19 protein-coding genes are annotated in these 23,734 nt (G+C 71.6%); 2 read left to right on the top strand and 17 right to left on the bottom strand.

Features of this window, described 5'->3' with window-relative positions:
• Window positions 1-30 precede the first annotated feature (30 nt).
• From ACW9J6_RS31325 to ACW9J6_RS31260, 14 genes are all read right to left on the bottom strand, one after another.
• Window positions 31-1,212, bottom strand: a complete 1,182-nt coding sequence (locus ACW9J6_RS31325; protein ID WP_457120233.1) for a tyrosine-type recombinase/integrase — start codon at window positions 1,210-1,212, stop codon at window positions 31-33.
• Between the two features lie 428 nt (window positions 1,213-1,640).
• Window positions 1,641-4,064, bottom strand: coding sequence for a PAS domain-containing protein (locus ACW9J6_RS31320; protein WP_457120232.1), 2,424 nt, complete (start codon window positions 4,062-4,064; stop codon window positions 1,641-1,643).
• Window positions 4,065-4,373: 309 nt separating this feature from the next.
• Entirely contained in the window at window positions 4,374-4,979 is a 606-nt protein-coding gene (locus ACW9J6_RS31315) for an SOUL family heme-binding protein (RefSeq protein ID WP_457120231.1), read from the bottom strand.
• 62 nt (window positions 4,980-5,041) lie between these two features.
• Window positions 5,042-6,154 (bottom strand): FAD-binding domain-containing protein, encoded by a 1,113-nt coding sequence (locus tag ACW9J6_RS31310; protein ID WP_457120230.1) that lies wholly within the window; start codon window positions 6,152-6,154, stop codon window positions 5,042-5,044.
• 35 nt (window positions 6,155-6,189) lie between these two features.
• Complete coding sequence (locus tag ACW9J6_RS31305) at window positions 6,190-6,840, bottom strand: NAD(P)-dependent oxidoreductase (protein ID WP_457120229.1); 651 nt, start codon at window positions 6,838-6,840, stop codon at window positions 6,190-6,192.
• A 93-nt stretch (window positions 6,841-6,933) separates the two neighbouring features.
• Window positions 6,934-7,416 carry a hypothetical protein gene (locus tag ACW9J6_RS31300; protein ID WP_457120267.1) on the bottom strand — a complete coding sequence of 161 codons (483 nt, stop codon included), beginning with the start codon at window positions 7,414-7,416 and terminating at the stop codon, window positions 6,934-6,936.
• A gap of 116 nt (window positions 7,417-7,532) precedes the next feature.
• On the bottom strand, window positions 7,533-8,015 hold the full coding sequence (locus ACW9J6_RS31295; protein ID WP_457120228.1) for an Hsp20 family protein: 483 nt from the start codon (window positions 8,013-8,015) through the stop codon (window positions 7,533-7,535).
• Between the two features lie 157 nt (window positions 8,016-8,172).
• Window positions 8,173-10,350 (bottom strand): carboxypeptidase-like regulatory domain-containing protein, encoded by a 2,178-nt coding sequence (locus tag ACW9J6_RS31290; RefSeq protein ID WP_457120227.1) that lies wholly within the window; start codon window positions 10,348-10,350, stop codon window positions 8,173-8,175.
• A gap of 298 nt (window positions 10,351-10,648) precedes the next feature.
• Window positions 10,649-11,434, bottom strand: coding sequence for an ABC transporter substrate-binding protein (locus ACW9J6_RS31285; RefSeq protein ID WP_457120226.1), 786 nt, complete (start codon window positions 11,432-11,434; stop codon window positions 10,649-10,651).
• A 21-nt stretch (window positions 11,435-11,455) separates the two neighbouring features.
• Window positions 11,456-12,457, bottom strand: coding sequence for a fumarylacetoacetate hydrolase family protein (locus tag ACW9J6_RS31280; RefSeq protein WP_457120225.1), 1,002 nt, complete (start codon window positions 12,455-12,457; stop codon window positions 11,456-11,458).
• 14 nt (window positions 12,458-12,471) lie between these two features.
• Complete coding sequence (locus ACW9J6_RS31275; protein WP_457120224.1) at window positions 12,472-13,287, bottom strand: class II aldolase/adducin family protein; 816 nt, start codon at window positions 13,285-13,287, stop codon at window positions 12,472-12,474.
• A gap of 136 nt (window positions 13,288-13,423) precedes the next feature.
• Window positions 13,424-14,080: a carboxymuconolactone decarboxylase family protein gene (locus ACW9J6_RS31270; protein WP_457120223.1), complete on the bottom strand. Its 657-nt coding sequence runs from the start codon at window positions 14,078-14,080 to the stop codon at window positions 13,424-13,426.
• 97 nt (window positions 14,081-14,177) lie between these two features.
• Window positions 14,178-15,230, bottom strand: coding sequence for an esterase (locus tag ACW9J6_RS31265; RefSeq protein WP_457120222.1), 1,053 nt, complete (start codon window positions 15,228-15,230; stop codon window positions 14,178-14,180).
• A gap of 97 nt (window positions 15,231-15,327) precedes the next feature.
• Window positions 15,328-15,768 (bottom strand): hypothetical protein, encoded by a 441-nt coding sequence (locus tag ACW9J6_RS31260; protein ID WP_457120221.1) that lies wholly within the window; start codon window positions 15,766-15,768, stop codon window positions 15,328-15,330.
• 712 nt (window positions 15,769-16,480) lie between these two features.
• On the opposite strand from ACW9J6_RS31260, the gene ACW9J6_RS31255 reads away from it, so the two are divergent.
• Window positions 16,481-17,173 (top strand): ArsR/SmtB family transcription factor, encoded by a 693-nt coding sequence (locus ACW9J6_RS31255; RefSeq protein ID WP_457120220.1) that lies wholly within the window; start codon window positions 16,481-16,483, stop codon window positions 17,171-17,173.
• 60 nt (window positions 17,174-17,233) lie between these two features.
• Here the strand turns inward: ACW9J6_RS31255 and paoC are convergent, their stop codons facing one another.
• From paoC to paoA, 3 genes are read right to left on the bottom strand one after another with little or no spacing between them, the layout of a single operon-like run.
• Window positions 17,234-19,465, bottom strand: a complete 2,232-nt coding sequence (paoC, locus tag ACW9J6_RS31250; protein ID WP_457120219.1) for an aldehyde oxidoreductase molybdenum-binding subunit PaoC — start codon at window positions 19,463-19,465, stop codon at window positions 17,234-17,236.
• A gap of 3 nt (window positions 19,466-19,468) precedes the next feature.
• Complete coding sequence (locus tag ACW9J6_RS31245; RefSeq protein ID WP_457120218.1) at window positions 19,469-20,419, bottom strand: FAD binding domain-containing protein; 951 nt, start codon at window positions 20,417-20,419, stop codon at window positions 19,469-19,471.
• Window positions 20,416-20,976, bottom strand: a complete 561-nt coding sequence (gene paoA, locus ACW9J6_RS31240; protein ID WP_457120217.1) for an aldehyde dehydrogenase iron-sulfur subunit PaoA — start codon at window positions 20,974-20,976, stop codon at window positions 20,416-20,418. Before paoA ends, ACW9J6_RS31245 begins: the two co-directional genes overlap by 4 nt.
• Window positions 20,977-21,371: 395 nt before the next feature.
• Between paoA and ACW9J6_RS31235 the strand changes: the two genes are divergently transcribed.
• The coding region (locus ACW9J6_RS31235) for a phosphatase PAP2 family protein (protein WP_457120216.1) at window positions 21,372-23,734 on the top strand (2,363 nt) is incomplete at its 3' end.

The raw sequence follows: 23,734 nt of genomic DNA, 5'->3' as shown, positions 1-23,734 counted from the left end.
GCAACCGCATAGATTTATCTGCACGCACGTTCACTGTCGACAATCCAAATATATTGCCCATACATGCATCAATTCTCTACGTTTTTCCAATAAATCGCCGCGACGGTAGGCGGCCTCGACGCGATTTTCCACAGTATGCGCAAGAGCCATCTCGGACACCTCGCGCGGCAGGTTAGTCTGCTCCGCTGCCCAGTCTCGGAACGACGACCGAAATCCGTGTGCCGTGATGCCGAGCTCCATGCGCCGCAACAGCATCAAGAATACCATGTTCGACAGTGGTCGCTCGCCCGAACGTCCGGGGAATACCAGTGCCATGCCCGTGCTCAGCGCCTTCGCCCGAGCCAAGACCGCTAGAGCCCGGTCCGACAACGGCACCCGGTGCTCGCGCCCCGCCTTCATGCGTGCGGCGGGCACCGTCCAGAGCCGTTCGGCTATGTCGACCTCAGACCAGTTCATGCCCAGCACCTCGCCGGTGCGGGCCGCAGTCAGGATCAGGAATTCGAAAGCCAGACGCACCGGTTCGCTACCGCCGCAAGTCCGCAGCCGGGCCACGAAGGCCGGCACCTCAGCGTAGGGCAGTGCCGCATGGTGCTCGTCCCGGTCGGTCTGCTTTGGCAACCCCTTGCCCACGCCGTCGATCGGATTATCGCCCGAGCGGTGCCCGGCGGCCTTAGCCCAGTCCATCACCGTGCCGATCCGCTGCCGCACCCGGCGAGCGGTCTCAGGCTTGGTCAGCCAGATCGGTGCTAGCGCCTTCAACACGTCTGGCGTCGCGATCCGATCGACGGGCATCGCGCCGAGGTGAGGGCAGGCGTAGGTCTGCAGCGTATTTATCCACTGCTGGGCATGCTTGGCGTTCTTCCAGGTTGCCTTGTGCTCGTCGTGCACCTTCTCGACAGCCTCGGCGAACGTAGGGACGCTGATCGGGGTCTTGCGACGTTCAGCCAACGGATCGCCGCCCTCGCGGGCGAGTTTCCGGAACGCGAGGGCCTTCTCGCGAGCTTCGGCGAGAGGCACGACGCTGAGACCGCCGAGGCCGATATCGCGACGGTGACCTTGAACGATGGTGCGCAACATCCAGCGCTTGGCACCAGAGGGATCGACGACAAGGTAAAGACCATTGCCGTCGGCATAGCGGCCGGGTGCCTTCAGCGCTCGGATTTTGATAGCTGTAAGGGCCTTGTCGGGATGGCGTCCCCTGGCCTTCGTCATCGCCTTCCCCCAATCTTTCAGCCCACATTTCAGCCCACATTATGTACTGGATGCGTCTGGGCTACAATGGACGAGCCAGGTCACGTTGTGGAGCTCAACGCTCTGATTTGCCTTGGCTTTTGGATTGGACTAGATCGCCTGGGATCTGTGCTGGGCGGACTCCGTCTCCGCCACCTGCCCCCTAACAGCCAAAAATCGATTACGCGGCAAGCGGTTTGGCGTGCGCCAACAAGAGACTTGTCCCCGCAGAACGACGCCGCGGAAAAAGCCTGGGCGCATGGCGTGATCGGCACCGAACGGACCCCTAGCGAGCCCGGCCTCGTGTCAGGTGATTGGCCGGGCATGAGGTCAAGGGCAAGAGGCCCCCGTCGGACGCGTCGCCTCAAGGTCCCGGAGAGTGGGCGACCGGCCGTGCGAGACAGGGCCGTTCAGGCCGATGCACGATGTCGTCTGGTTGAAGCCCCCCTCAGGGCGCCCGCAACCTGCTCCGCGGAGTAAGGCTTGCGCACGACCTCGAAATCGTGGGTGTCGTCCTGGGCCAGCACGTCGCTGTAGCCGGTCGTCAGAATCACTGGCAGTCCGGGGTGGCTCGCCCGCAGCCGGCGGGCCAGTTCGACGCCGTCTATGCCCGGCATCACCACGTCCGAGAAGACGGCATCGAACCGGGAGGGAGTCCGCTCCATCTCGGCGAGCGCCGCCTCGGCGTTGTGCGCCCAGACGGTGGCATGGCCGAGGTCCTCCAGGAGTTGCGTGCAGAAGCGCCCGACGTCGAGATTGTCCTCGACGATGAGGACGCACAGCCTGCGCGCCGCCTCCGTCGCCGCGATGGGGCCCCCGGCGGGACTGACGGCCGGGATGGGCGGCGGAGCGACCTGGGGCAGGTACAGCACGAACGTGGACCCATGCCCCACCGCGCTGGCGACATCGACGTCGCCGCCCGATTGTTTCGCGAAGCCGATGACCTGGCTGAGCCCGAGGCCCGTGCCCTTGCCGACCGACTTCGTCGTGAAGAACGGCTCGAAGATCCGGGGCAGCACGTCCGGTTCGATGCCGGTCCCGCCGTCCACCACGGACAAGGCCACGAACGGACCGGTCGCGCCCGCGTGGGAGCGGATGCGCGGCAGCGACCGATCGGGGTCGAGCCGCAGGGTCAGCGTGCCCTCGCCGTCCATGGCGTCCCGCGCGTTGACCGCCAGGTTGATGAGCGCGGTCTCGAACTGGCTCGCGTCCGCCCGCACGTGACAGGGCGCCTCGGGCACCTCCATGACGATGCTGAGACGAGCGCCCGTCACCGCGTTCAGCATATCCGCCAAGTCGCGCAGGCGCGCCCCGACATCGAACACCTCGGGCGTGAGGGGTTGCCGCCGGGCGAAGGCCAGGAGCTGGCTCGTCAGCTTGGCGGCGCGATCCACCGTGTCCGAGACCGCCTCCAGGTAGCGGGTGCGCCGCTCCTCGGCGAGGTTCGGACGGCGCAGGAACTCCACCGACGAGCGGATGATGGTCAGCATGTTGTTGAAGTCGTGCGCGACCCCACCGGTGAGTTGCCCGACCGCCTCCAGCTTCTGGGTGTGCCGGAGCGTCTCCTCGGCGCGGGCAAGCCGGTCCTGCTCGCGCAGGCGCTCGGTGACGTCCTGGACGTACTGGAAGGCGCCGATCCGCGCGCCCTGGGTGTCCCGCAGCGTCGTGAACTTGATCTCGTAGTGCCGGCGCCGCCGCTGCTCGTCGCCGAACGCCTCGACGAGCGTGAACTCCTCGCCCGCCAGCGCCCGCGACCAGAGCGACCGAACCGGCGCGAGCAGGTCGGGCCAATGCGACAGGAGGTCGAGGAGATTGTCGCCGATCCGCGGCCGGACCCCGTAGACGGCCCCGACCTCCTCGATCCAGGCCCGGTTGGCCGCCAGGACGCGAAATTCGGTATCCAGGGCGCAGACGAGGGCATCGGTCGTCTCGAACACGTCGGCCCAGAGCTTTCGCTGGGCGAGCGCCTCCTCGACCCGTCGCTCGAGCGTCGCGTTCATCTCCTGCAGCCGCGCCTCGGCCATCTTGCGGTCGTGCACGTCCTCCACGACCCCGTACCAGCGGATGATGGCGCCCGCCGCGTCCCGGCGCGGGAAAGCGCGGGCCCGCATCCAGCGATACTCGCCGGTGGCCGCCAGGCGGATGCGGTAGTCCACGTCCACCGGCTCGCCCGACGAGAGGGCGGCCGCGAAGACCGTCGATGTCCAGAGCACGTCATCGGGGTGCAGGACCTTGATCCACCCGGTCCCATCCGGTTCGCCCGGCGCCTGACCCGTCAGCTCCAGCCAGCGATTCGAGTAGGACGTGATGTTGCCCTTCGAGTCGCAGGTCCAGGGCACCTGCGGGTTCAACTCGACGGTGTGCCGGAAGTGATCCTCGCTCTCCAGCAAGGCCGCCTCACCGAGGACCCGGTCGGTGGTCTCCGCGGTGACGCAGAACAAGCCGTTGATCGCGCCCGCCTCGTCGTAGGCGGGCGAGTAGGTGAAGGACCACCAGCTCCGCTCCGGCTTTCCCTCGCGCGAGAGGTCGAGCATCACGTCGGTGAGCGTCTGGCTCTCGCCGACGAGGGTGGCTTCCACCAGGGGCTCGATCTCATCCCAGATGGAGGCCCAGACCTCGCGGAAGGGGCGGCCGAGGGCGTTGGACTGGCGGTAGCCGAGGAGCGGCCGGTAGGCATCGTTGTAGAAGCAGAGCAGGTCCGGTCCCCAGGCGAGGAACATCGCCGTCGGGCAGGCGAGCATCTGGGAAAGCCTGACGCGAAGGGACGGCGGCCAGCGGTCGGGCGGTCCGAGCGAGGTGGTCGACCAGTCATGGGCGCGGATCTCGGCGCCCATTCGGCCTCCGGAGGGCAGGAACTGGAAGGCGTCAGGCAAGGGGCGAGCAGCCCTTCAAACAATTGGCGGGAGGAGCGGATTCGCCAGGCCCATCGCGGGCCGGAGGCGTTGACGCGGGACGGCGGCGGATGCGCCTGAATCAGATGTACCAGATACCATGCCGTTTGCTCCACGCCCTGAGGCAGCATGACACCGCCGCCGCCCCCATCCGTGCCGGGATCGCGGGCCGCGCGGCGTCACCCGCGGCGCGGGGACGTGAGGCCCGAGGATGGCTCACAGCCCTTCGTGGCGGGCTCAAGGTGCCGGGGTTCAGGACTGGTCGAGACGGACGGCGACCTCGTTCCGGCGCAGGAACGGGATCGCGAAGGGCGGGTCGTAGCTCATGACCATCGGGCCCTCGCTGGTCTTGAGGCCCGCCGCCGCCAGAACCTGGGCGAGGATGCGCTCCTGTTCCGCCCTGGTCTCGGGGGTGATGCGGCCGGAGAAGCGAAGCGCGATCACGCGCTCGGCCGGGACCTGGACCAGGCGGATTCCAGCCTCGGTCGGCTCGGGCGCTCCGGCCTCGGCGACCTTGCGCGGCAGGAAGAAGCGCATCGTGCCGCCCGCTCTCCGCTCGACGGGCACCGTCATGGCCACGAGTTGGCCGGTCGTCTCCACGGGCGCGGTCATGGCGATGCGGCCCGCCCCCCTGTTCGCGCCCGTGATGTAGCGGAACAGCCGCCCAAAGGCCTCGCCGTCCCCCAGGCCGCGCGCGTCCGTCTCGACGGCTAGGCGCGGCTCGTAGGCGCGGATCTCGACCCCGCGGTCGAGGCGCTCGATGACGGCGTAGCGGGGCTGCTCGTAGAGGGCTCGCACGCCGAAGATCCCCAGCACGGCCTCGACCAGGGTGACGAGGGAATAGACGAACGTGTCCACGGCTGCGGCCTCCGGCTCGGAAGGATCGACGGGGAAAAGTTCGCTGCAGGGAATGCCGCAGGTCACGCCCTCATCAGGTCGGGGATGGCGCTCCGGAGGCGAAAGAATCCCCTCGTCGCGAGCGGCCAGGCCCGCTCGTCCCACTCCCGACGGACGCGCAGGCATCCCGTCGGCAGCGCCTCGGCCGAGGGGCCGACCGGAGCCCAGGCGGTGACCACCGGCAGGTCCCCTGCCCAGCCCGCGCGCACGGGCTCGGCCGGGCAGCCGAAATGGGCCTCGGCCCGCGACAGCGCGTCCGCCATCGCCGCCCGGTCGGCGGCGCGGACGGGGTCGGCCGCCCCCTCCGCGTGGGCGAGGAGGCCGCCGATGCGGGCCACCTCGGCCCGGCCGAGCGGCAGGCTCTCCGGATGCAGGTCGTCGAGGTGCAGCAGCAGGGCGACCGGCCCGTCCGGCGCGGCGTCGGCCGGCGGCAGCGGCACCTCCCGCGGCGGCCGAGCCTCCTCCAGCGGCGCGGCACCCTCGTCGAGGCCCTCCGGGTCGTGGCGGTCCTCGGTGAAGCGCCGGATATTGTCGCGCCGCGCGAGGTAGTGCTTGCCCCGCGTGTGCAGGCCCGCGACCCAGCGCCAGGACAGCGTGTTGCTGGCCGGGTCGCCGTCGAGCAGGTGCCGCAGGAACAGATCCGCCCCGAGTTCCCAGGGCAACCGCAGCGTGAAGATCCAGATCGAGGCGAACCACATGCGGGCGTGGTTGTGCAGCCAGCCCTCCGCCGCGAGCTGGACGGCCCAGTCGTCGAACCCGTCGAGGCCGGTGCGGCCCTCGACCGCGCGCGCATAGGTCCGGCGCAGGCCGGGCTCCTCCGCGAGGCGCCGCTCCGCCTCCGCCAGCCCCGTGCGGGAGCCGGTCCAGGCCTCCGGATGGGTCTCGAGATGGCCCTTGAAATAGGTTCGCCAGAAAACCTCCGCGATGAACCGCTCGGCCCCGGCCGCGCCGAAGGCGCGCCGGGCGGCCTGCGCCACCTCCTGCTCGCTCAGCAGCCGGCGGCGCAGATAGGGGGAGAGTTGCGAGGTCGTGGGCGCGCGCCCGCGGCCGCGATCGACGTTCCGGGCGGCGGCGTAGTCCGACCCGGGCCCGGCCAGGAACGCCGCCAGGGCGTCGAGGCCGGCGGCCCGGGTCATGGCGGGCCGGACCGGCCCGGACTCGGGCAGGGCCATCAGAGCGGAAGGGCGTGGCTGATCAGGACCACTGCCTTGCCCACTCGGCCGGTCTCCCCGATCTGGCCGACGAGGAACTGCGCCACGTCCGCCCGCGCGATCAGCCCGTTGCGCCAGGATGACGGTTCGTCGAGGACGCGGTAGCGGCCCGTCGCCGCCCCGCCGGTCAGCACACCGGGGCGGACCAGCGTCCAGTCGAGGGAGCTGCGGCGGATCCGCATCTCCTGCGCGTCCTTGTCGGCATAGGCCCGCGCGAAGACCAGTTCGAACGGCAGGCGCTGGAGGGGGCTGATCGCCGCGCGGCTGTCGCCCGTGCCGAAGCCGGTGACCGCGAGCAGGCGCCGGATGCCGGCCTTCTCCATGGCCGGAACCAGGATGTTCGTCGCGTCCGAGAACAGCCGGACCGGTCCGAGCAGGGCGCGGGCGGGCACGCCGAGGGCCTGGACCACGGCGTCCACGCCGTCGAGGGCGCCCGCGATGTCGGCCGCGTTCAGGGCATCCCCGGCACGGCGTTCCAGATTCGGGTCGGACAGCGCGATCCCGTCCGCCGAGCGGGCGAAGGCGCGCACGCGGTGGCCCGCGGCCAGCGCCGCCTTGACCGTTTCCAGCCCGATGCCCTGGCTGGCGCCGATGACGAGCAGGTGGGCCATGTGCGCTCCTGGGTGCGGGGCGCCAGAAGACCGCACTCCGCCCGCCCGCGCCATGTGGCCGCTTGCCCTGTCGCCGCTTGCCCGGTCGCCGGTCTAGGCCGGGACCGCGACGGCCCAGGTCGTGCCCGAAGGCGTCCGCGGCCGCGGCATCGCCGCGGCCGGGCAGGGCGGTGGGTCGTCGTCGTCGCGGCGGCTGCGCCGGAACAGCCGGCCCGGGTTCGGGCGCCCCAGGGGGCGACGGGCCCGGGCCCGGGTCGCGGGGTCGGCCGTGGCCGGCCGCGGGCCGGCGCGATCGAGCTCGGACAGGGCCGCCAGGACGGCGTCGATCGAGACCGGCTCGGCCCGGCAGCCGCTCAGGCAGCGCAGGTCCGGCGCGTTCTCGAGGGCGCTGGCGTCGGAGGCCCAGGACGCCAGGATCGCCCGCTTCTCGGCGGTCGTGAGGAGCGGGTGAGCCAGCACCTCGCGCGGGTGACGGAACACGTCGCCGGGGGCGGCGAGCGCCTGCCACGTGTCGAAGCAGGCCGCCCGCGGCCCGGCCGCGATCGAGGGACCCGAGTGCAGGAATTGCGTCTCCATCATCGTCACGATTCATCCTCCCTGGGGAGGCGCGGCCCCGCGCGCAGCGGGGCGCGGCCCTTGGGGTCTTTCCGCGTCGTCGGGGAACGGTTCGGCCAATAGTGGATGGGCGGGTCTCAGGCGGCCTCGGCGCGCGCCTCGACCCGAGCCGGCCCGTCCTCTCGGCCGCCCGCCCCCTGCGGGGTGCCGATGGCGATGCGGCGCGGCTTCAACGCCTCCGGGACCTCGCGCTTGAGCGCGATCGTCAGAAGCCCGTGGTCCAGGCTCGCGCCCGTCACCCGCACGTGCTCGGCCAGGTTGAACGTCTGCCGGAAGCCGCGCGCCGCGATGCCGCGGTGCAGGAACTGGCGCTCGCCCTCCTGTCCCTTCTTCTGGCCAGAGACGAGGAGCGTCGTGTCGTGCTGGGTGAGGTCGATCTCCTCCGGCGTGAAGCCGGCCACCGCCATGGTGATGCGGTAGGAATCCGCGCCGACCTTCTCGATGTCGTAGGGCGGCCAGGCGGTGGAGGGCTCGACGCGGGCGGCCTGATCGAGCAGCGAGACCAGGCGGTCGAAGCCGACCGTGGAGCGGTAGAGCGGGGCGACGTCGAAGGTCCTCATGACCACATCCTCCTCGGAGCAACGTGATGACGAGGGCCGCCGGATCGGTGTCCGGCGCCCATGATGCGAGCCCGTGCGGGCCTCGCACGCGCGAAACGCGGGATCGGCCGGACGGTTCCCACGCTTTGCGTCTTTTTTCTCCGGAGCCCGGCCCGCCTCAATGCGCCAGGGGATCGGGCCGCAATTGCAGCTTGAACACCTTGGCGAGCACGCCCTTGCCGCCCTCGCTGTGGAAGTTCGCCCGCGTGCCGGAGGTGGTCCAGAGCCCGCGCCCCTTCCAGCCGGCGGCCGGGTCGTCGATGCGTCCGTCGACGTTCTTGCTGAAGAACCCCATCGGGTAGGGCACGCGCAGCCGCACGAAGCGTCCGTCGACCAGGGCGAGGAGCGACTCGCCGCCATTGGTCATGGCGAAGGGGGTGTCGCGCCCGAGTCCAAAGGTGTCGTGCACGTCGACCCAGACGTAGTAGGCGTGGTCCGCGCTGCCGGACGGGTCGACCCCGCGGAATTGCGGCCCGGGGAAGCGGTAGAGGGTCCAGCCCTCGGCACAGTGGCGGCCCGTCGCCGCGTCCGGTCCGTCGAGAGGACCCTTGCAGCGGCGCCGGTCGAAGCTCGCGAGATGGCCGCTCGACAGCACCGTCCAGGCGACGCCCTGCGAATCCACGTCGACGCCCCGGCTCCCGAAGCTGCCCTCCGGCGGCTGGAAGAGTTCGGCGGTCGCGGTGCGGCTCGGGTCGGCGCCGGGCGTGAGGCGGATCAGCAGGCTCGGCTGGTCCATGCGCGAGAAGCCGGGCCCCATCGACTGGCCCCAGATCACGTCACCCTGCGGGCTCGGCGCGATGCCGTAGAAGGCGGCCCGCACCCACTTGTCCTTGCCCGCCTCGACCGGCTGGTCGGGCTGCACGAACGGCGCGCGCCGCCCGGACCCGGTGACGTCGGCGATGATCGGCGTCCAGCCCTGCGACCCCGCCTCGTCGTGGGTCGCCGCGAAGCGCTTGGTGTCGAGCCAGCCCACGACGCCGCTGGTGGGCTGGCCGGCGCTGAGCCAGAGCGTGTCGTCGCGGTCGTAGCCGAAGGTCAGGTGCTGGGTGGTGAAGCAGGTGTCGATCAGCGTCCAACTCTCCGCGGCCGGGTCGTAGACCGAGAGCTGGCGGCCGGATTCGGCGAGCGGCGTCACCGCCGCCGAGGGGTGGCGGGAGGCATCCTTGCACCAGGCGGGGTCGGCTGCCGGCCGGATCCGGGCGGTGAACCAGACCCGCCCGCGGGAATCCATCATCGGGTTGTGGATGCTGGTGTGCCCGTCCCAGATCTTGTCGTCGCCCCAGAACACCGAGGTCCCGGTCGGCTCGTCCCGGCTGCTCGGCGTCGCCGGGTCGCGGTAGGGGTGGCGGATCAGCCGCGCCTCGTTGCGCACGGGGTCGAGCACCGGCACGAGGTCCGAACTCTCCTCGGGCGAGCCGTAGATCGGGCCGTTGGCGTTCACCCGCGGGTCGCGCTTGTCGGTCGAGACCGCGTCGTGGAGGTACATCGTCGGCAGGCCCCAATCCCACAGGCTGATGACGAGATTGCGCTCGATGCCCGAGGGACGCTGCGGCTTGTCGAAGGGCAACTCGCCCGCCGCGATCCGGTCGGTCCAGTCCGCATACATCCGCAGGCCCGCGTCGGGCCCGAGCCGCGACAGGGTGAGGGCCATGTTGCTCATGGCCTGGCCCGACTGGAGCCGGCGCGCCCAGAGGTCGGTGGAGGCCGAGAAGGCGCCGAGGGCCGGGCTCGGCGAGCGGATGTTCTTGCTCCCCAGCGCGTGGCAGGACTGGCAGGAATTCTTGACCGTATCGATCCAGTCCGCCTGCGAGCGCATCGCGGCCGGGATGCCGGCCGGATTGTCGTCGGAGCCCGGGAACGCGTCTGCGGGCGGGATGCGCAGCATGGAGTACCAGTAGACGCCCGGGTAGAACTCGGCCGCCGCGGCCGCGCTCGGTGCCGGCTTGGCGGAGAGGCGCAGGACCTGGCCGGGCTTCGCCTCCGTCTTGTCCGAGTCGACGAGGCCGTAGCCGCGCACCCAGACCCGGTAGCCGGCCGCCGGCAGGTCCGGGATGACGAACCGGCCCTGCTCGTCGGTCACCACCACCTTGGCGAATTTCGTGGGCAGGTCGGTCGTCTCGGCGATGACCCAGACGCCCGCCTCCGGCCCCTGCGGCCCGGCCACCTGCCCGCCGATATCGGTCCCGCCGATCGCCACCTCGGGCGCGGGCTGGGCCGCGGCCGGCGCGCTGAAGCTCAGGGCGGCGAGGAGCGCGAAACGGGACGGGGTGAGCCGGAATGCTTCCGAAACGCGCATCGGACGTCCTCGCTGGGGTGAGAATGGATGGGATTTGCCTACGGAGGCGACCAGGATGGCTCTTTTTTCAAGCCTGTCCCCCTTTTCCGGACGACTGAAACGAAGTGGAAGGAGATCCGGAAACCAGCGCAATAAGACGCGAAGCGACTGCTTGTCAGCAACGCTGCTTGCAGCAGAGCCGCTTCGCGGCGATTCCTGTGCTGGTTTCCGGATCTCCTTCCGCTGACGCTGCAGTCGTCCGGAAAAGGGGTGCTTCAGGTGAAGGAAGTGCGTGTTCAGCTTCATCAGCCCGCCCCCGTCACGGCGGGGCCGGCTCGGCCACGGTGGCGTCCTGGCCGTGCCGGCGCAGGGCCGCGGCCACCAGGCCCTCGGCCTTCGCCGCCTCCACGAAGGCGCGCAAGTACGTCATCCCTGCCGCCCGCCCCGGCTTCATGCCCATCGCCTGCGCGATCGCCATGAAGCGCCCCGGGACAACGCGAAAACCCGGATGCGCCGCCGCATAGGCCCGCAGCGGCTGGGCCACGCCCGCCGCCGCGTCGAGGCGCTGCTCGGCGAACAGCGCGATGGCCGCCGCCGAGGTCGGCGCGCGCACGAGCTCGGCGTGCTGGAGGGACCGCCCCAAATACAGGTCGTAGGCGCTGCCGCGGCCCACCGCGATCCGTATCCCGTCGCGGTCGGCCTCCGCGATCGCCCGGAGCGGGGAGTCCTCCCGCACCAGGTAGGTGCCCTCGATGAGGAGGTAGGGGGCCGTGAAGGCGATGCTCTCGGCCCGGTGCGGATCGACGGCGAGGAAGCAGATGTCCCAGGACTCCCCGGCCGCCGCGTCCGACACGAAGCCCGCGCCCTCGTAGGTGACGAACGCGACCGGGACGCCGAGACGACGCCCCAGTTCCCGCGCGAGGTCGACCGAGACGCCCTCCGGCGCGCCCGTCGCCGGGTCGCGCCGCGCCAGCACCGGGTTGCCGAAGTTGATGGCCGCCCGCAGCACCCCGCGCGGCGCGAGGTCGGCCCGCGCCGCCTCCGGCGGAGCTTGCGCGCGGGCCGCACCGGCCAGTGCTGCGGCCAGGAGGGCGAGCACCGCCATCCGTCGCATCCGCGGCCCCGCTCAGGTCAGCCGGAACGTCAGCTCGCCCAGGCCCTCCAGGCTGCAGGCGATCTCGTCCCCCGGTTTCAGCCATTCCCGCTCCGCGCGCGGCTTCTTCTCGCCGAAGATCACCCCCTGCGGCGTCCCGGTGTAGAAGACATCGCCCGGCTTGATCGTCATCATCTTCGAGGCGAAGCTGATCAGCTGCCGGCAGTTGAAGATCATGTCGTTGGTGTTCCAGTCCTGGCGCTGGACGCCGTTGACCCGCGTCTCCAGCCGCAGGTTGTTGGGATCCTTCACAAGGTCGCTGGTGACGAGGTAGGGCCCGAGCGGGGCGAACCCATCGGCGGTCTTGCCGATCATGAACTGCGAGGTGAGGGTCTGGAGGTCGCGCGCGCTGAAATCGTTGCCGGTGGCGTAGCCGGCGACGTAGTCGAGCGCCTCCGCCTCCGACACGTTGGAGCACTCCCGCCCGAACACGATCACCAGCTCGACCTCGTAGTCGAACTCGCGGGCGACCGAGGTCGGCAGCTTGATGGTGCCGCCGTGGTGGTTGAGGGTGTTGTTGTACTTGTTGAAGAGCGGCGGGTCCTTGGGGATCGGGGTCCCGGTCTCGGCGGCGTGGCGCCGGTAGTTGAACCCCATCATGATGATCTTCTCGGGCCGGGTGACCAGCGGGGCGTAGAGGATGCCCTCCTCGGGCTTGTAGGTCGTCCGCGGGTCGCGGGCGGCGCCCTCCACCACCGCCTTCAGCAGGCGGCCCTTCCCGTTCTGCAGGAGGTCGTCCATGTCGGCGGGCGCCGGCAGGCCCAAAGCCGCGGCGGCCTCGCTCACGTCGAGGATGCCCCGGTCGGTCTTGACCCCGAGCCCGTAGCCGTTCCCGCGCCGCATGTTGAGCAGGGTCATGCCCCGCGGCATCTCGAAGGGCAGGGGCGTGACGGCCGCGGCCGCGTCGGTGCCGAGGCCCGTCGCCGCCGCCAGCCCGGCCGCCCCTATCAGGAAATCGCGGCGATCCGTCTGCATGATGTCTCCTCCCGTCACTTGCTCGGCGGCGCCGCGGCTTGTCCCGCCTCGGTCACCTTGCGCTTCCACAGGTCCCAGGCCCTCAGGTGGATCTGGTCGAGGGCCTTCTCGGCCTTCCCTCCCTCCTCGGCGTCGAGGAAGGTGAGGGGAGCGCCCAGCGCCATCGCCTGGCTCTGGATCCGCGCGTTCACCTCCGTGTAGACGGCGCGGAACACCGCCATCGGCAGGGTGGGGCCCACCACCACGTCCCCGTGGCCGCGCATCAGCGCCACCGCCCTGTCGCCCAGGGTCGCCGCCAGCGCACGGCCGAGGGCCGGGTCTCGGACCAGCATGTCGGTCGCACCGGCGGCCGCGCGGATGTCGAAGACCGGCACGCCGGGCGCCAGGAAGGCGGCGATGTGGTAGGTCGGCCGCAGCGGAACCTGCTGGGCGATGCCGAACGGGATCACGGCGGGTGAGTGGCTGTGGACGACCGCCTGCACGTCCGGCCGCGCCCGATAGATCTCCGCGTGGATGAAGCGCTCCAGGAACACGGCCCGGCCCCGCGGGTCGATGGCGGTGCCGTCGAGGTCGAACTCCATGATGTCGTCGGCCGTCACCAGCGCCGGTGCGACGGAGCGGGACATCAGGAAGCGGTTCGGGTCGCCCGGATGGCGCACGCTGACGTGCCCGAACCCGTCGACGACGCCCTGATCGGCCAGGATGCGGCTCGCCGCCACGAGGTCCTCGACCAGCGCGGCCGGTGCGGAGGCGGGCGCCTGGGCGCGGGCCTGCCCGCCGAGCCAAGCCCCCAGAAGGAGGAACGCGGCCGCCGTCACGACAACCCTCATCGGGGCGACCCCTCTCCTCCCGCGCGGCCGTTGTCCGGCCGCTCCGGCCCGGCGGGGGCGGGGACCCGCCCCGCCCGCCCGGCTCGATTGTGGACCGAGGATCGTGGAATCCACGGTTGAGTCAACCGGGCCCCGGTCACGGCTCGCCGGGCTTGAAGGGCGGCTCCTTGCCGGGCGGGACGCCCTCCTCGGCCATGGCGAGCAGCATCGCCACCGTCACGTAGGTGCCGGTGAGCGCCGTCAGGTCGACGACGCCCTGCTCGCCGAGCACCGCTTTGGCCCGGGCGAAGGTCTCGTCCGAGACCGCGTGCTTGGTCGAGAGCTCCGTGCAGAAATCGTAGACCGCCTCCTCGTCGGGCTTCATGCCGCGCGGGCGCCGGTTGGCCTTGAGGTCGGCGGCGACTTCCTCGGACAGGCCGGCCTTGAGGGCGAGCGGGTAATGGGCGAACCACTCGACCTGCGAGCGCCACTGGCGCCCCTGGATCAGGATGGCGAACTCGTTGAGCCGGGTGGGCACGGAGGTGTGCCAGCGCAGGTAATCGAGGAGGTCGTACATCCGCTGCGCCATCTCGGGGCTGCGGATCATCGGGTTGTAGGGGCCGGCGAGCCCGACGCTGGAGATCTTCAGGATCTTCTCGCCGAGCGGGCGCTGCTGGTCGCTCAGGGTCTCGAGCGTGAGCTGCGGGAAGCGCGGCTCCTTGCCGAGGGCCGCGTCGGGCGCGTGCCCGAGGGCGAGGCCGCCCGCCGCCATGACCGCGAGCAGCGCGAGGCCGCCGAACCGGTATCGTCCCATCGTTCCCTCCCTCGGGCAGCCCATCGTGGGGGGGGGCTGCTCATCGTTGTCGTGGCGCGCGGACGCGGTCCCGGGAGCGGGGCGGCCCGCGCCGGCCCTAGGGTGCGGCGGCGACGTGCTTGTCGATCCAGCCGAGCAGGATGTCGGCGATGTCGAGGCTGTTGTCGTCCTGCATCAGCATGTGCGAGTTCCCCTTGATGCCGATCTCCGGCAGCACGAGGATTTCGGCCTTGCCGCCGGCCGCGGTGAGCGCCGCCGCGAAGGCGCGACAGGTCTTGAGCCGCGGCGCCCAGCGCGGGAAGGCGTCGATGTAGTCCCCGAACAGCACCAGGATCGGCACGCTCCGGTAGGGCGCGAGGTCGGCGGTGGGTTCCGGGCAGGCGCCGGGCTCGACCGCGACGATCCCGGCGATCCCCTTCGTGGAGAGCGCGGCGGTCTGGAACGGGTAGATGCCCGACTGGGAGTGGCTCATGAGGACCGTCCCGCCGATCCGCTGCGCGAGGTCCGACAGGGCCGGCACGGTGGGGTTCGGCGTCGGCAGGCCGGCCGCGTAGTCCGGCACCATCTGCTTCCAGAACTCGGCCTGGGCCGCGAGGGGAAAGCGCAGGCCGGGCATCACCTCCGGGTAGGTCTGGCCGAAGCGGAAGATCGCCCAGGCCCCCTCGTGTCCGGCGGCGACGACGGTCGGCAGCGCGTCGACCGGTTTCCGCCCCGTGCGCACCGCGTTGAGGGCCGTCTGGTCGGAGGCCGACCGGCCGCGCCACGCCTGGTCGATCACGTAGGTCGGGTGGCCGTGACGCACGAAGTACTCGTCCCAGCCCATGCGGCCATCCGGCGTCGTCTCCCAGGTCTTGCCGGTCAGGCAGCAACCGTGGATCAGGGTGATGGGCACGCCGGCGCGCCCCGCCGGCACCTGGTAGCGCACGTACATCTGGTCGACCGTGATGGTCCCGGACGGCGCGTAGGCCGGCAGCGTCGAGAGCGTGTCGGAGGCGACCTCCCGCCCGCCGACGAAGAAGCTGCCCTGGCGGGCGAGGGTCAGCGGCCCCGGGTCCGGGCGCGGCGCTTGACCGACCTGCGGCGCTTGGGCGGCGACCGGACCCGCCAGCGCACAGAGCGCGGCGGCGAGCAGCGTCAGGCGCATCGGCATCGTCCTCCCGGGCCCGCTCGTTCGGCGGCTCCCCTGTAAGTGGGGCCGCCGGCCGCCCGGCAAGGGTGCCTGGGACGATATTCCAGAGAGCGCGGGATCAGATCGTCAGGTCGCGCGCTCCGAACGGCCGATACCGGGGGGTGATGGGGCGCCGCCCGCCCGGAAACACGTCGTGGCGCGACCGTTGGGCCGCGCCCGGGACGTAGTCGGGACCGGGATGGCCGCGCCCGGGCCGGTAGTCCGGGCCGGACGGGAATCCGCCGCCGCGCCCCTCTCCGCCGGCCTGCCCGAACCGGCGCCCCTCGCCACGGTCGCCGAACGGGTGCCAGGTCCGCCCGCCGGCGCCCGGATGCCGGCCATACCCGCCGCCGTGAGACCCGCCGAACCGGGGCGGGCCGCCGTGCCGGGACGCACCCCAGCCCCCGAGCCGGGCGCCGTAACCGGCCCGGCCGCCGTGGAAGCCCCGCGCCCACGCGGGTTCGGCGGCAAGGAGGCCAAGGCCGAGCACGGCGAGACCGACGATCACCGATCTGAACATGATGCCCCGCATCGCACGGCAAAGTTGAGTTTGCCATCCAATGCAAAGATCGGGGGTGCCGTCGAGCCCGTTCCGCTTGCGTGGTGAATCGCGGTCGGGCGCTTGTTCGGGGACGGCGCGGCCCTCCCTGGCCTGAACGCGCTCGCGCGTTCGCGGGACGATGGGATTGATGACGTCGGACGGGCTCAGCCCTGGCCTGCGCCGTCGCTCAGTCGGGCGCGGGGATCCCCTCTCCCAGGCTGGCTTTGGGATTCACTTATCGCGAGAAATAGAAACGGGGCAGATACTTACGCCGATACACGACGGTGCCCGGGTCTGTCGCGGGGAACCCCTCTCCCGTGCGGGAGAGGGGCAGGGGTGAGGGTCCAGGTGGTTCAGAAAGAAGACTGAACGGTCCCGCTGCCAGCACCACCGTTCAGCCAGTCTGCGGCACGGTCCGGGACCCTCACCCCTACCCCTCTCCCGCACGGGAGAGGGGATCCTGCGGGTCTCCTCGGTTTCGTTCAAGTGCCTGATAAAGAGATCTTTCTGATCCCGAGAGACGAAGTGTGAAGCCGCGAGCCCACTCGGGAGAGGGGATCCCGCGCCCGACGTCCAAGATGGTGGACCCCGTGGCCGCGGCGATCCTCGCCTCGCCGCACCCGCGAACGCTTCGGTCCACGCCGAAGCGTTCGCGGGTGCGGCGCGGGGTGGGGCGGCGTAGTCTCGCCTCATGTCCACCGGTCTTCCCCTCGCCGAGATCGGCGCGCTCGTGGGCGATCCGGGCCGCGCCAACATGCTGTCGGCCCTGATCGACGGTCGCGCCCTGACCGCCTCCGAACTCGCCTGGAGCGCGGGCGTGACGCCCGCGACGGGGAGCGGGCACCTCGCCAAGCTGGTGGCGGGCGGCCTGCTCACGGTCGTCCGCCAGGGCCGGCACCGATATTTCCGTCTCGCCTCCGCGGACGTCGCCCGCATGCTGGAGGGGATGATGGTGGTGGCCGACCGCGGCGAGCCCGCGGACCGCCGCGCGACGCCCCGAATCGCCCCGGGCCTGCGCGAGGGGCGCACCTGCTACGACCACCTCGCCGGGCGCCTCGGCGTCGCGATCGCCGACGCGCTCGTCGCGCGGGAGGTGATCGTGCTCGGGGACGAGGCGGGCGAGGTCACGGAGAGCGGGCGCGCCTGGCTCGCGGCCTTCGGAGTCGCGCCCGAGCCGGCCGGGCGGGTGCGGCGCCTGTTCTGCCGCCCCTGCCTCGACTGGAGCGAGCGCCGGCCGCACCTCGCGGGCGTGCTCGGCGCCGCCCTCTGCCGCCGCTGCCTCGATCTCGGCTGGATCCGGCGCGCGCGCGACAGCCGGGCCGTGACGGTCACGCCCGAAGGCCGTCGGGGCTTCTCCGCGGCCTTCGGGCTGCCGATGGCGTGAGGCGGTGCGGGCACGCGCCGGAGCGCGTCCCCGTCGCGGGGGTCGGTCCCGGCCCGCGCCTCACGCCGCGTCCGGCATCTCGGCGAGGAGCTTGTCGAGGGTGATGGGGTAGTCCCGCACCCGCACGCCGGTGGCGTTGTAGACCGCGTTCGCCACCGCGGCGCCGACCCCGCACAGGCCGAGCTCGCCCACGCCCTTGGCCTTCATCGGCGAGGAGGTCGGGTCTGTCTCGTCGAGGAAGATCACCTCCTGGTGCGGGATGTCGGCGTGGACCGGGACCTCGTAGCCGGCGAGGTCGTGATTGGCGAAGAACCCCCGCTTGCGGTCGACCGCGAGCTTCTCCATCAGCGCCGCGCCCACCCCCATGGTCATGCCGCCGATGACCTGGCTGCGGGCGGATTTGGGGTTGAGGATGCGCCCCGCCGCGCAGACCGCCAGCATGCGCCGCACCCGGATCTCCGCGGTGTGCGCGTCGACCCCGACCTCCACGAAGTGCCCCGCGAAGGTGGATTGCTGATAGGTCTGGGCGAGGTCCCCGAAGGCGATCTGATCCTCGGCGGAGAGTTCGCCCCCGGCGGCGGCCTCGGCGAGCGGCACGGTGCGGTTGCCCGCGCGGACCTGCCCGTCGGCGAAGACGGCGTCCGCCGAGTTGATGCCGAGCCGCTGCGCGACCGCCTCGCGCAGCTTCACGCAGGCCGCGTAGACGCCCGCGGTGGCGCTGTTGGCACCCCACTGCCCGCCCGAACCCGCCGAGGCCGGGAAATCCGAATCGCCGAGCCGGACGCTGACGCGCTCCAGGGGCAGGCCCATCATCTCGGCCGCGGTCTGTGCGAGGATCGTGTAGGTGCCGGTGCCGATATCGGTCATGTCGGTCTCGACCGTGACCGTGCCGGAGGAATCGAGCCGCACCCGGGCGCCCGAATTCATCACCAGGTTGTTGCGGAACCCGGCGGCCACGCCGAGGCCGATGCGCCAGCGCCCGTCGCGGACCTGCCCGGGCCTCGGGTTGCGGTGCGCCCAGCCGAACCGCTCGGCCCCGAGGCGGAGGCAGCCGACGAGGTCGCGGTGCGAGAAGCGCCGGCCCGGGTCCCGCGGGTCGACCTGGGTGTCGTTGCGGATGCGGAACTCCACGGGGTCGAGCCCCAGCGTCTCCGCCATCTCGTCCATCGCGGCTTCCAGGGCGAGCAGGCCCGGCGCCTCGCCGGGCGCCCGCATGGCGTTGCCCTCGGGCAGGTCGAGATGGGCGAGCCGCAGGGCGGTGAGACGGTTCGCCCCGGCGTAGAGGAGCTTCGTCTGGTCGACCGCCGTCTCGGGCGGCCCCTCGTCGAGGTTGCCCGAGGTGCTCTCGTGGGCGATCGCCGTGATGAGCCCGTCCCGGGTGGCGCCGATGCGGACCCGCTGGATCGTGGCGGGCCGGTGCGTGGTGTTGTTGGCGATCATCGGGCGCGTGAGCGCCACCTTCACGGGCCGCCCCGCCGCCTTGGCGCCGAGCACGGCGAGCACCGCGTCAGCGCGCACGAACAGCTTGCCGCCGAAGCCGCCGCCCACGTAGGGGGCGTCGAGCCGCACGTTCTCCTTCGCGGTCCCGAGGACGGACCCGAAGATCTTGGCGAGGCTGCCCTTGCCCCAGGTAATCATCTGGTTCGCCGTCCAGAGGGTGACCTTGTCGCCGTCCCAGGCCGCGGTGGTCGCGTGCGGCTCCAGCATGGCGTGGGTCTCGTCGGAGGTCGTGTAGGTCCGGTCGAGCGTGACCGGGGCCTGCGCGAAGGCGCCCTCGAAGTCGCCGGTGCGCTCCGCGCCGTCGCCGCCGCTGCCCTCCTGGCTGTCGCCCCCGGCGGGCGGCGCCGAGGGCGCCTCCGCGGCGAGGTCGAAGCGGCCCTCCTCGGGCGCGATGTCGACGCGGACCAGGAAGGCGGCCGCGCGGGCCTGCTCGAAGGTCTCGGCCACCACCACGGCGACCGCCTGGTGGTAATGCTGCACCTCTGCGCCGCCGAACAGGTAGGCGTAGTTCATGACGCCGCGGCCGAGGCGGGGCGTGTCGAGGGTCGTGACGATCGCCAGCACGCCGGGGGCGCGGCGCGCCTCCTCGGTGTGCACGGCGAGCACCCGGCCCTTGGCGATGCCGGCGCCGATCACGTAGCCGTAGGCGGCGTCCGGCGCGACGTCGTGGCGCTCGTAGGCGTAGGGCGCTCTGCCGGTGGTCTTGTACTTGCCGTCGATGCGGTCGGTGGGCCGGCCCACGACGTTGAGCTGATCGATCGGGTTGGTGCCCGCGGGCGTGTCGAACTTCATGGCTCAGGCCCTCGCTTCGTGGAGCGCCGCGCCGAGGGTTCGCTCGGCGAGCGTCAGCTTGTAGGCGTTCTCGGGGGTGGGGGTCGCTCCGGCGAGGAGCCCCGCCGCCACGGCCTTGGCCCCGCGCGGCAGGTCCGCCTCCGCCGCCTCGACCCGCCAGGGCTTGTGCGCCACGCCGCCGAGCGCCACGCGGCCGGTTCCGTCCCGCTGCACCACGGCGGCGACCGAGACCAGCGCGAAGGCGTAGGAGGCGCGGTCGCGCACCTTCCGGTAGATCTGCGTGCCGCCCAGCGGCTTGGGCAGCGTCACCGCGGTGATGAGTTCGCCGTCCTTGAGCGCCGTCTCGACCTGCGGGGTGTCGCCGGGCAGGCGGTAGAACTCGGCGATCGGGATCCGCCGCTCGCTCCCCGCGGCGTCGATCGTCTCGATTGTCGCGTCGAGGACCCGCATGGCCACCGCCATGTCGCTCGGGTTGGTGGCGATGCAGGCCTCGCTGGTGCCGATCACCGCGAGCTGCCGGCTGACCCCGTCGAGGGCCGAGCAGCCCGAGCCCGGCTGGCGTTTGTTGCAGGCCTGGGCGGTGTCGTAGAAGTAGGGGCAGCGGGTGCGCTGCAGGAGGTTGCCGGCGGTGGTCGCCTGGTTGCGCAACTGGCCGGAGGCGCCCGCGAGCAGCGCCCGGGACAGGACCCCGTAGTCGCGGCGCACGCGCGGATCGGCGGCAAGGTCGGTGTTGCGCACCAGCGCTCCGATGCGCAGGCCGCCCTCCGGCGTGTCCTCGATCGTGTCGAGGCCGAGCCCGTTCACGTCCACGAGGTGGGACGGCGTCTCGATCTGCAGCTTCATCAGGTCGAGGAGGTTGGTCCCCCCGGCGATGAACTTGGCGCCGGGCCTGTTCGCGACGGCCGCCGCAGCCTCGGCCGGCGTGCCGGGGCGCTCGTAGGTGAACGACTTCATGCCTGCCTCCCGGCGACCTCGGTCACGGCCTCGACGATGTTGGAATAGGCCCCGCAACGGCAGATGTTGCCGCTCATGCGCTCGCGGATCTCCTCCTCGGTCACCGCCGGGGCCGCCGTGAGGTCCTGCGTGACGTGGCTCGGAATGCCCGCCGCGATCTCGGCCAGCACCGAGACGGCCGAGCAGATCTGGCCCGGCGTGCAGTAGCCGCACTGGTAGCCGTCGTGGCGCACGAAGGCGGCCTGCATCGGGTGCAGGTCGTCGGGCCCGCCCAAGCCCTCGATGGTGGTGATCTCGGCGCCCTGGTGCATGACCGCGAGGGTCAGGCAGGCATTGAGGCGCCGCCCGTTCACGATCAGCGTGCAGGCGCCGCACTGGCCGTGGTCGCAGCCCTTCTTCGAGCCCGTCAGGCGCAGGTGCTCGCGCATGGCGTCGAGCAGGCTGGTGCGGGTGTCGAGTTCGAGCTCCCGCCGCTGGCCGTTCACCGTGAAGGCGACCGTCGCCAGGCAGGGTCCGTCGTCGCCGCGCGTCGCGGCCGCGGGGGCGGTGGCTCCCATGATCCTGATTCTCCGTTCGGGCCGTGCCCGGGGATTCCCGTGTCGGCCCCCTTACGTAGCGCTCCCGCTGGCGGCGGTGAGGGGTCGAATGCCGCACCGGCTGCCGGCGCCGATTCGCGAATCGCTAACCGGGGAGCATCGGCGCGTGTCGCGGCTTGCGGCCTTGCGTTTCACCGCGGCGGCCGGATGCCCGATCGCGTCCCGCACGGGTGGGCTGAGAGCGGCGGAACGCGCTCGATCCCTCGTATTCTATTTGCCGGCAAAGACTATCTGTTGCGGGGCGGTGACATGCGCCCGCTCCCGATCAATTGTGACGGAGTATGACAACGACCGAAGCGTGGCTTTAAACTAAGCGCTGACCTCACACCGCTTTTCAGCGTGCCCTGGGGGGTCTCATGAGGTTTCTGTCGAGTGTCTCGGTCGCGGCCGTGGCCGTCGCGACCATGGGTGTCGGCGCCGTCTCGGCGCAAACCGCCAACACCACGCCGGCCAACGTCAACGTCCTGAACCTGCTGTCGCCGTTCCTGAGCCTGAACAGCAATGCGGTCGGTCAGCAGACCCTGCAGCTCAACCTGTCGCAGGCGATCGCCGACAACCTGAACGCGACGACCGCGCAGCGGCAGCTCGCGATCAGCGACAAGGCGCTGCCGGGCAGCGCGGCCTTCACGACCAGCATCACGCTGGCGAACGGCACCGTGGTCAATCTCGGCCCGGCCGACAACCTCGCGGGCGGCCTGCCGCTCCAGGCGATCCAGGGCAACGGCACCCTGAACCCGCTCCAGCCGGTGGGCGGCCTCGGCCCGCAGCTCGGCAGCATCTACCAGACCGGCATCCGGTCGAGCACCGCCAATGCGGGTCCGCTGCGCGCGACCTTCAGCCTCCTCAACACCGCCTACTCGGTGATGAGCACGGATCTCGGCGTCGCCAAGAACTACTTCGCCAACGGCGCGGCGACGAATCCGAGCACGACGCCGGCGAACTACGTGCCGGTCCCGGCGGTGGCGCCGGCCGGCTACACGCTGCCGACCTTCAACGGCCTGCCCAACACCCGCGACAGCGTCTACGACCTCGCCTACGGCGTGACGAACCGGCAGGCCGGCCAGGACGTCTACGGCTCGTCGCGGCCGATCCAGGTCGCCCCGAACAGCTACAACATCTTCGACCCGACCGCGCTCAACGGCATCGCCACGAACCCGTCCTTCCCGAGCGGCCACACCCAGTACGCCTTCACGGACGGCATCCTGCTCGCCATGCTGGTGCCGCAGGAATACCGCAACATGCTGGCCCGGGCCGCGGAATACGGGGACAGCCGCATCGTTCTGGGCGTGCACTACCCGCTCGACATCATCGCTTCGCGGGCCTTCTCGTCCTACGACATCGCCCAGGCGCTGACGAACCCGCTCTACATCAACAACGCGGCGACGACCGGCACGGCGATGAACCTGCCGAGCCTGTTCACCGCGGCCCAGGCCGAGCTGCAGAGCTACCTCTCGGCGCAGTGCGGCGCCTCCGTCGCGACCTGCGCCACGAGCACGGCCAACACCACCAACAACCCCTACCTGCCCACCGCCGCCAACCAGGCGCTCTACCAGTCCCGCCTGACCTACGGCCTGCCGACCCTCACCTTCGCCCAGGCGCTCCGCGAGCAGGCCCCGGCCGGCGGACCCGACGCCTCCATCCTGCTCGCCCCGCTCTACGGCGGCAGCACGACGGCTGCGGCGACCATCGCGCCGAACGGCGGCCTCTACGGCACGCTGCAGAGCAGCACCATCAACCAGATCCTGGTCAACACCGAGACCAACGCCTTCGCGGCCTTCTACGGCCAGCCGCTCAGCTACTGGTCGCGCCTCGACCTCTACTCGGCCGCCGGCTACTTCGACAACGTCATCGGCACGCTGCAGATGGACCCGGCCGACCGCCTCAACACGGCGGTCACCATCGGCAATACCGGCGCCCTCTACGCCAACGGCATCATCGCCGGCCCGGTCACGATCGGCGCGGGCGGCCTTCTCGGCGGCACCGGCACGGTGGGCGGCGTCGTCGCCCAGAGCGGCGGCACCGTGGCGCCCGGCAACTCCATCGGCACCCTCAACGTCGCCGGGAACGTCTCCTTCGCGGCCGGCTCGACCTTCCAGGTCGAGACCAACGCCGCCGGACAGGCCGATCGCCTGGCCGCCACCGGCACCGCCACCCTGGCGGGCGGCACCGTCCAGGTGCTCGCCCAGAACGGCGCCTACAACCCGCGCACCCTCTACCCCATCCTCACCGCCAATGCGGGCGTGAGCGGCACCTTCGCGGGCGTCACCTCCAACCTCGCCTTCCTCACCCCCACCCTGCGCTACCAGGCGAGCGAGGTCGACCTCACCCTCACGCGCAACGACATCGCGTTCGCCACCATCGCCCGGACCCGCAACCAGGCCGCCGTCGCCACCGCCATCCAGGCCAGCGGCGCCGGCACGGCGATCTTCGACCGCACGGTCGGGCTGACCACGCCCGAGGCCATCACCGCCTTCCAGGCCACCACCGGCGACGTCCACGCCAGCTCGGTGTCGAGCGCCTACGAGACCGCCTTCTTCGTGCGCGAGGCGATCCTCGACCGCCTGCGCTGGGGCGGCTCGGGCCTGCGCGACTACGGCAGCCTGCCGGCCACCTACACGGCCGACCTGCCCGGCCGCGCGGCGCCGGTGGCGCCGGTGCCGGTGCGGGTGCTCGACCCGCAGGTCTTCGCGCTCTGGGGCCAGGGCTTCGGCGCCTTCGG

Source organism: Methylobacterium sp. JK268 (genome assembly GCF_054052225.1).
This window is presented reverse-complemented; position numbering and strand designations above follow the sequence as displayed.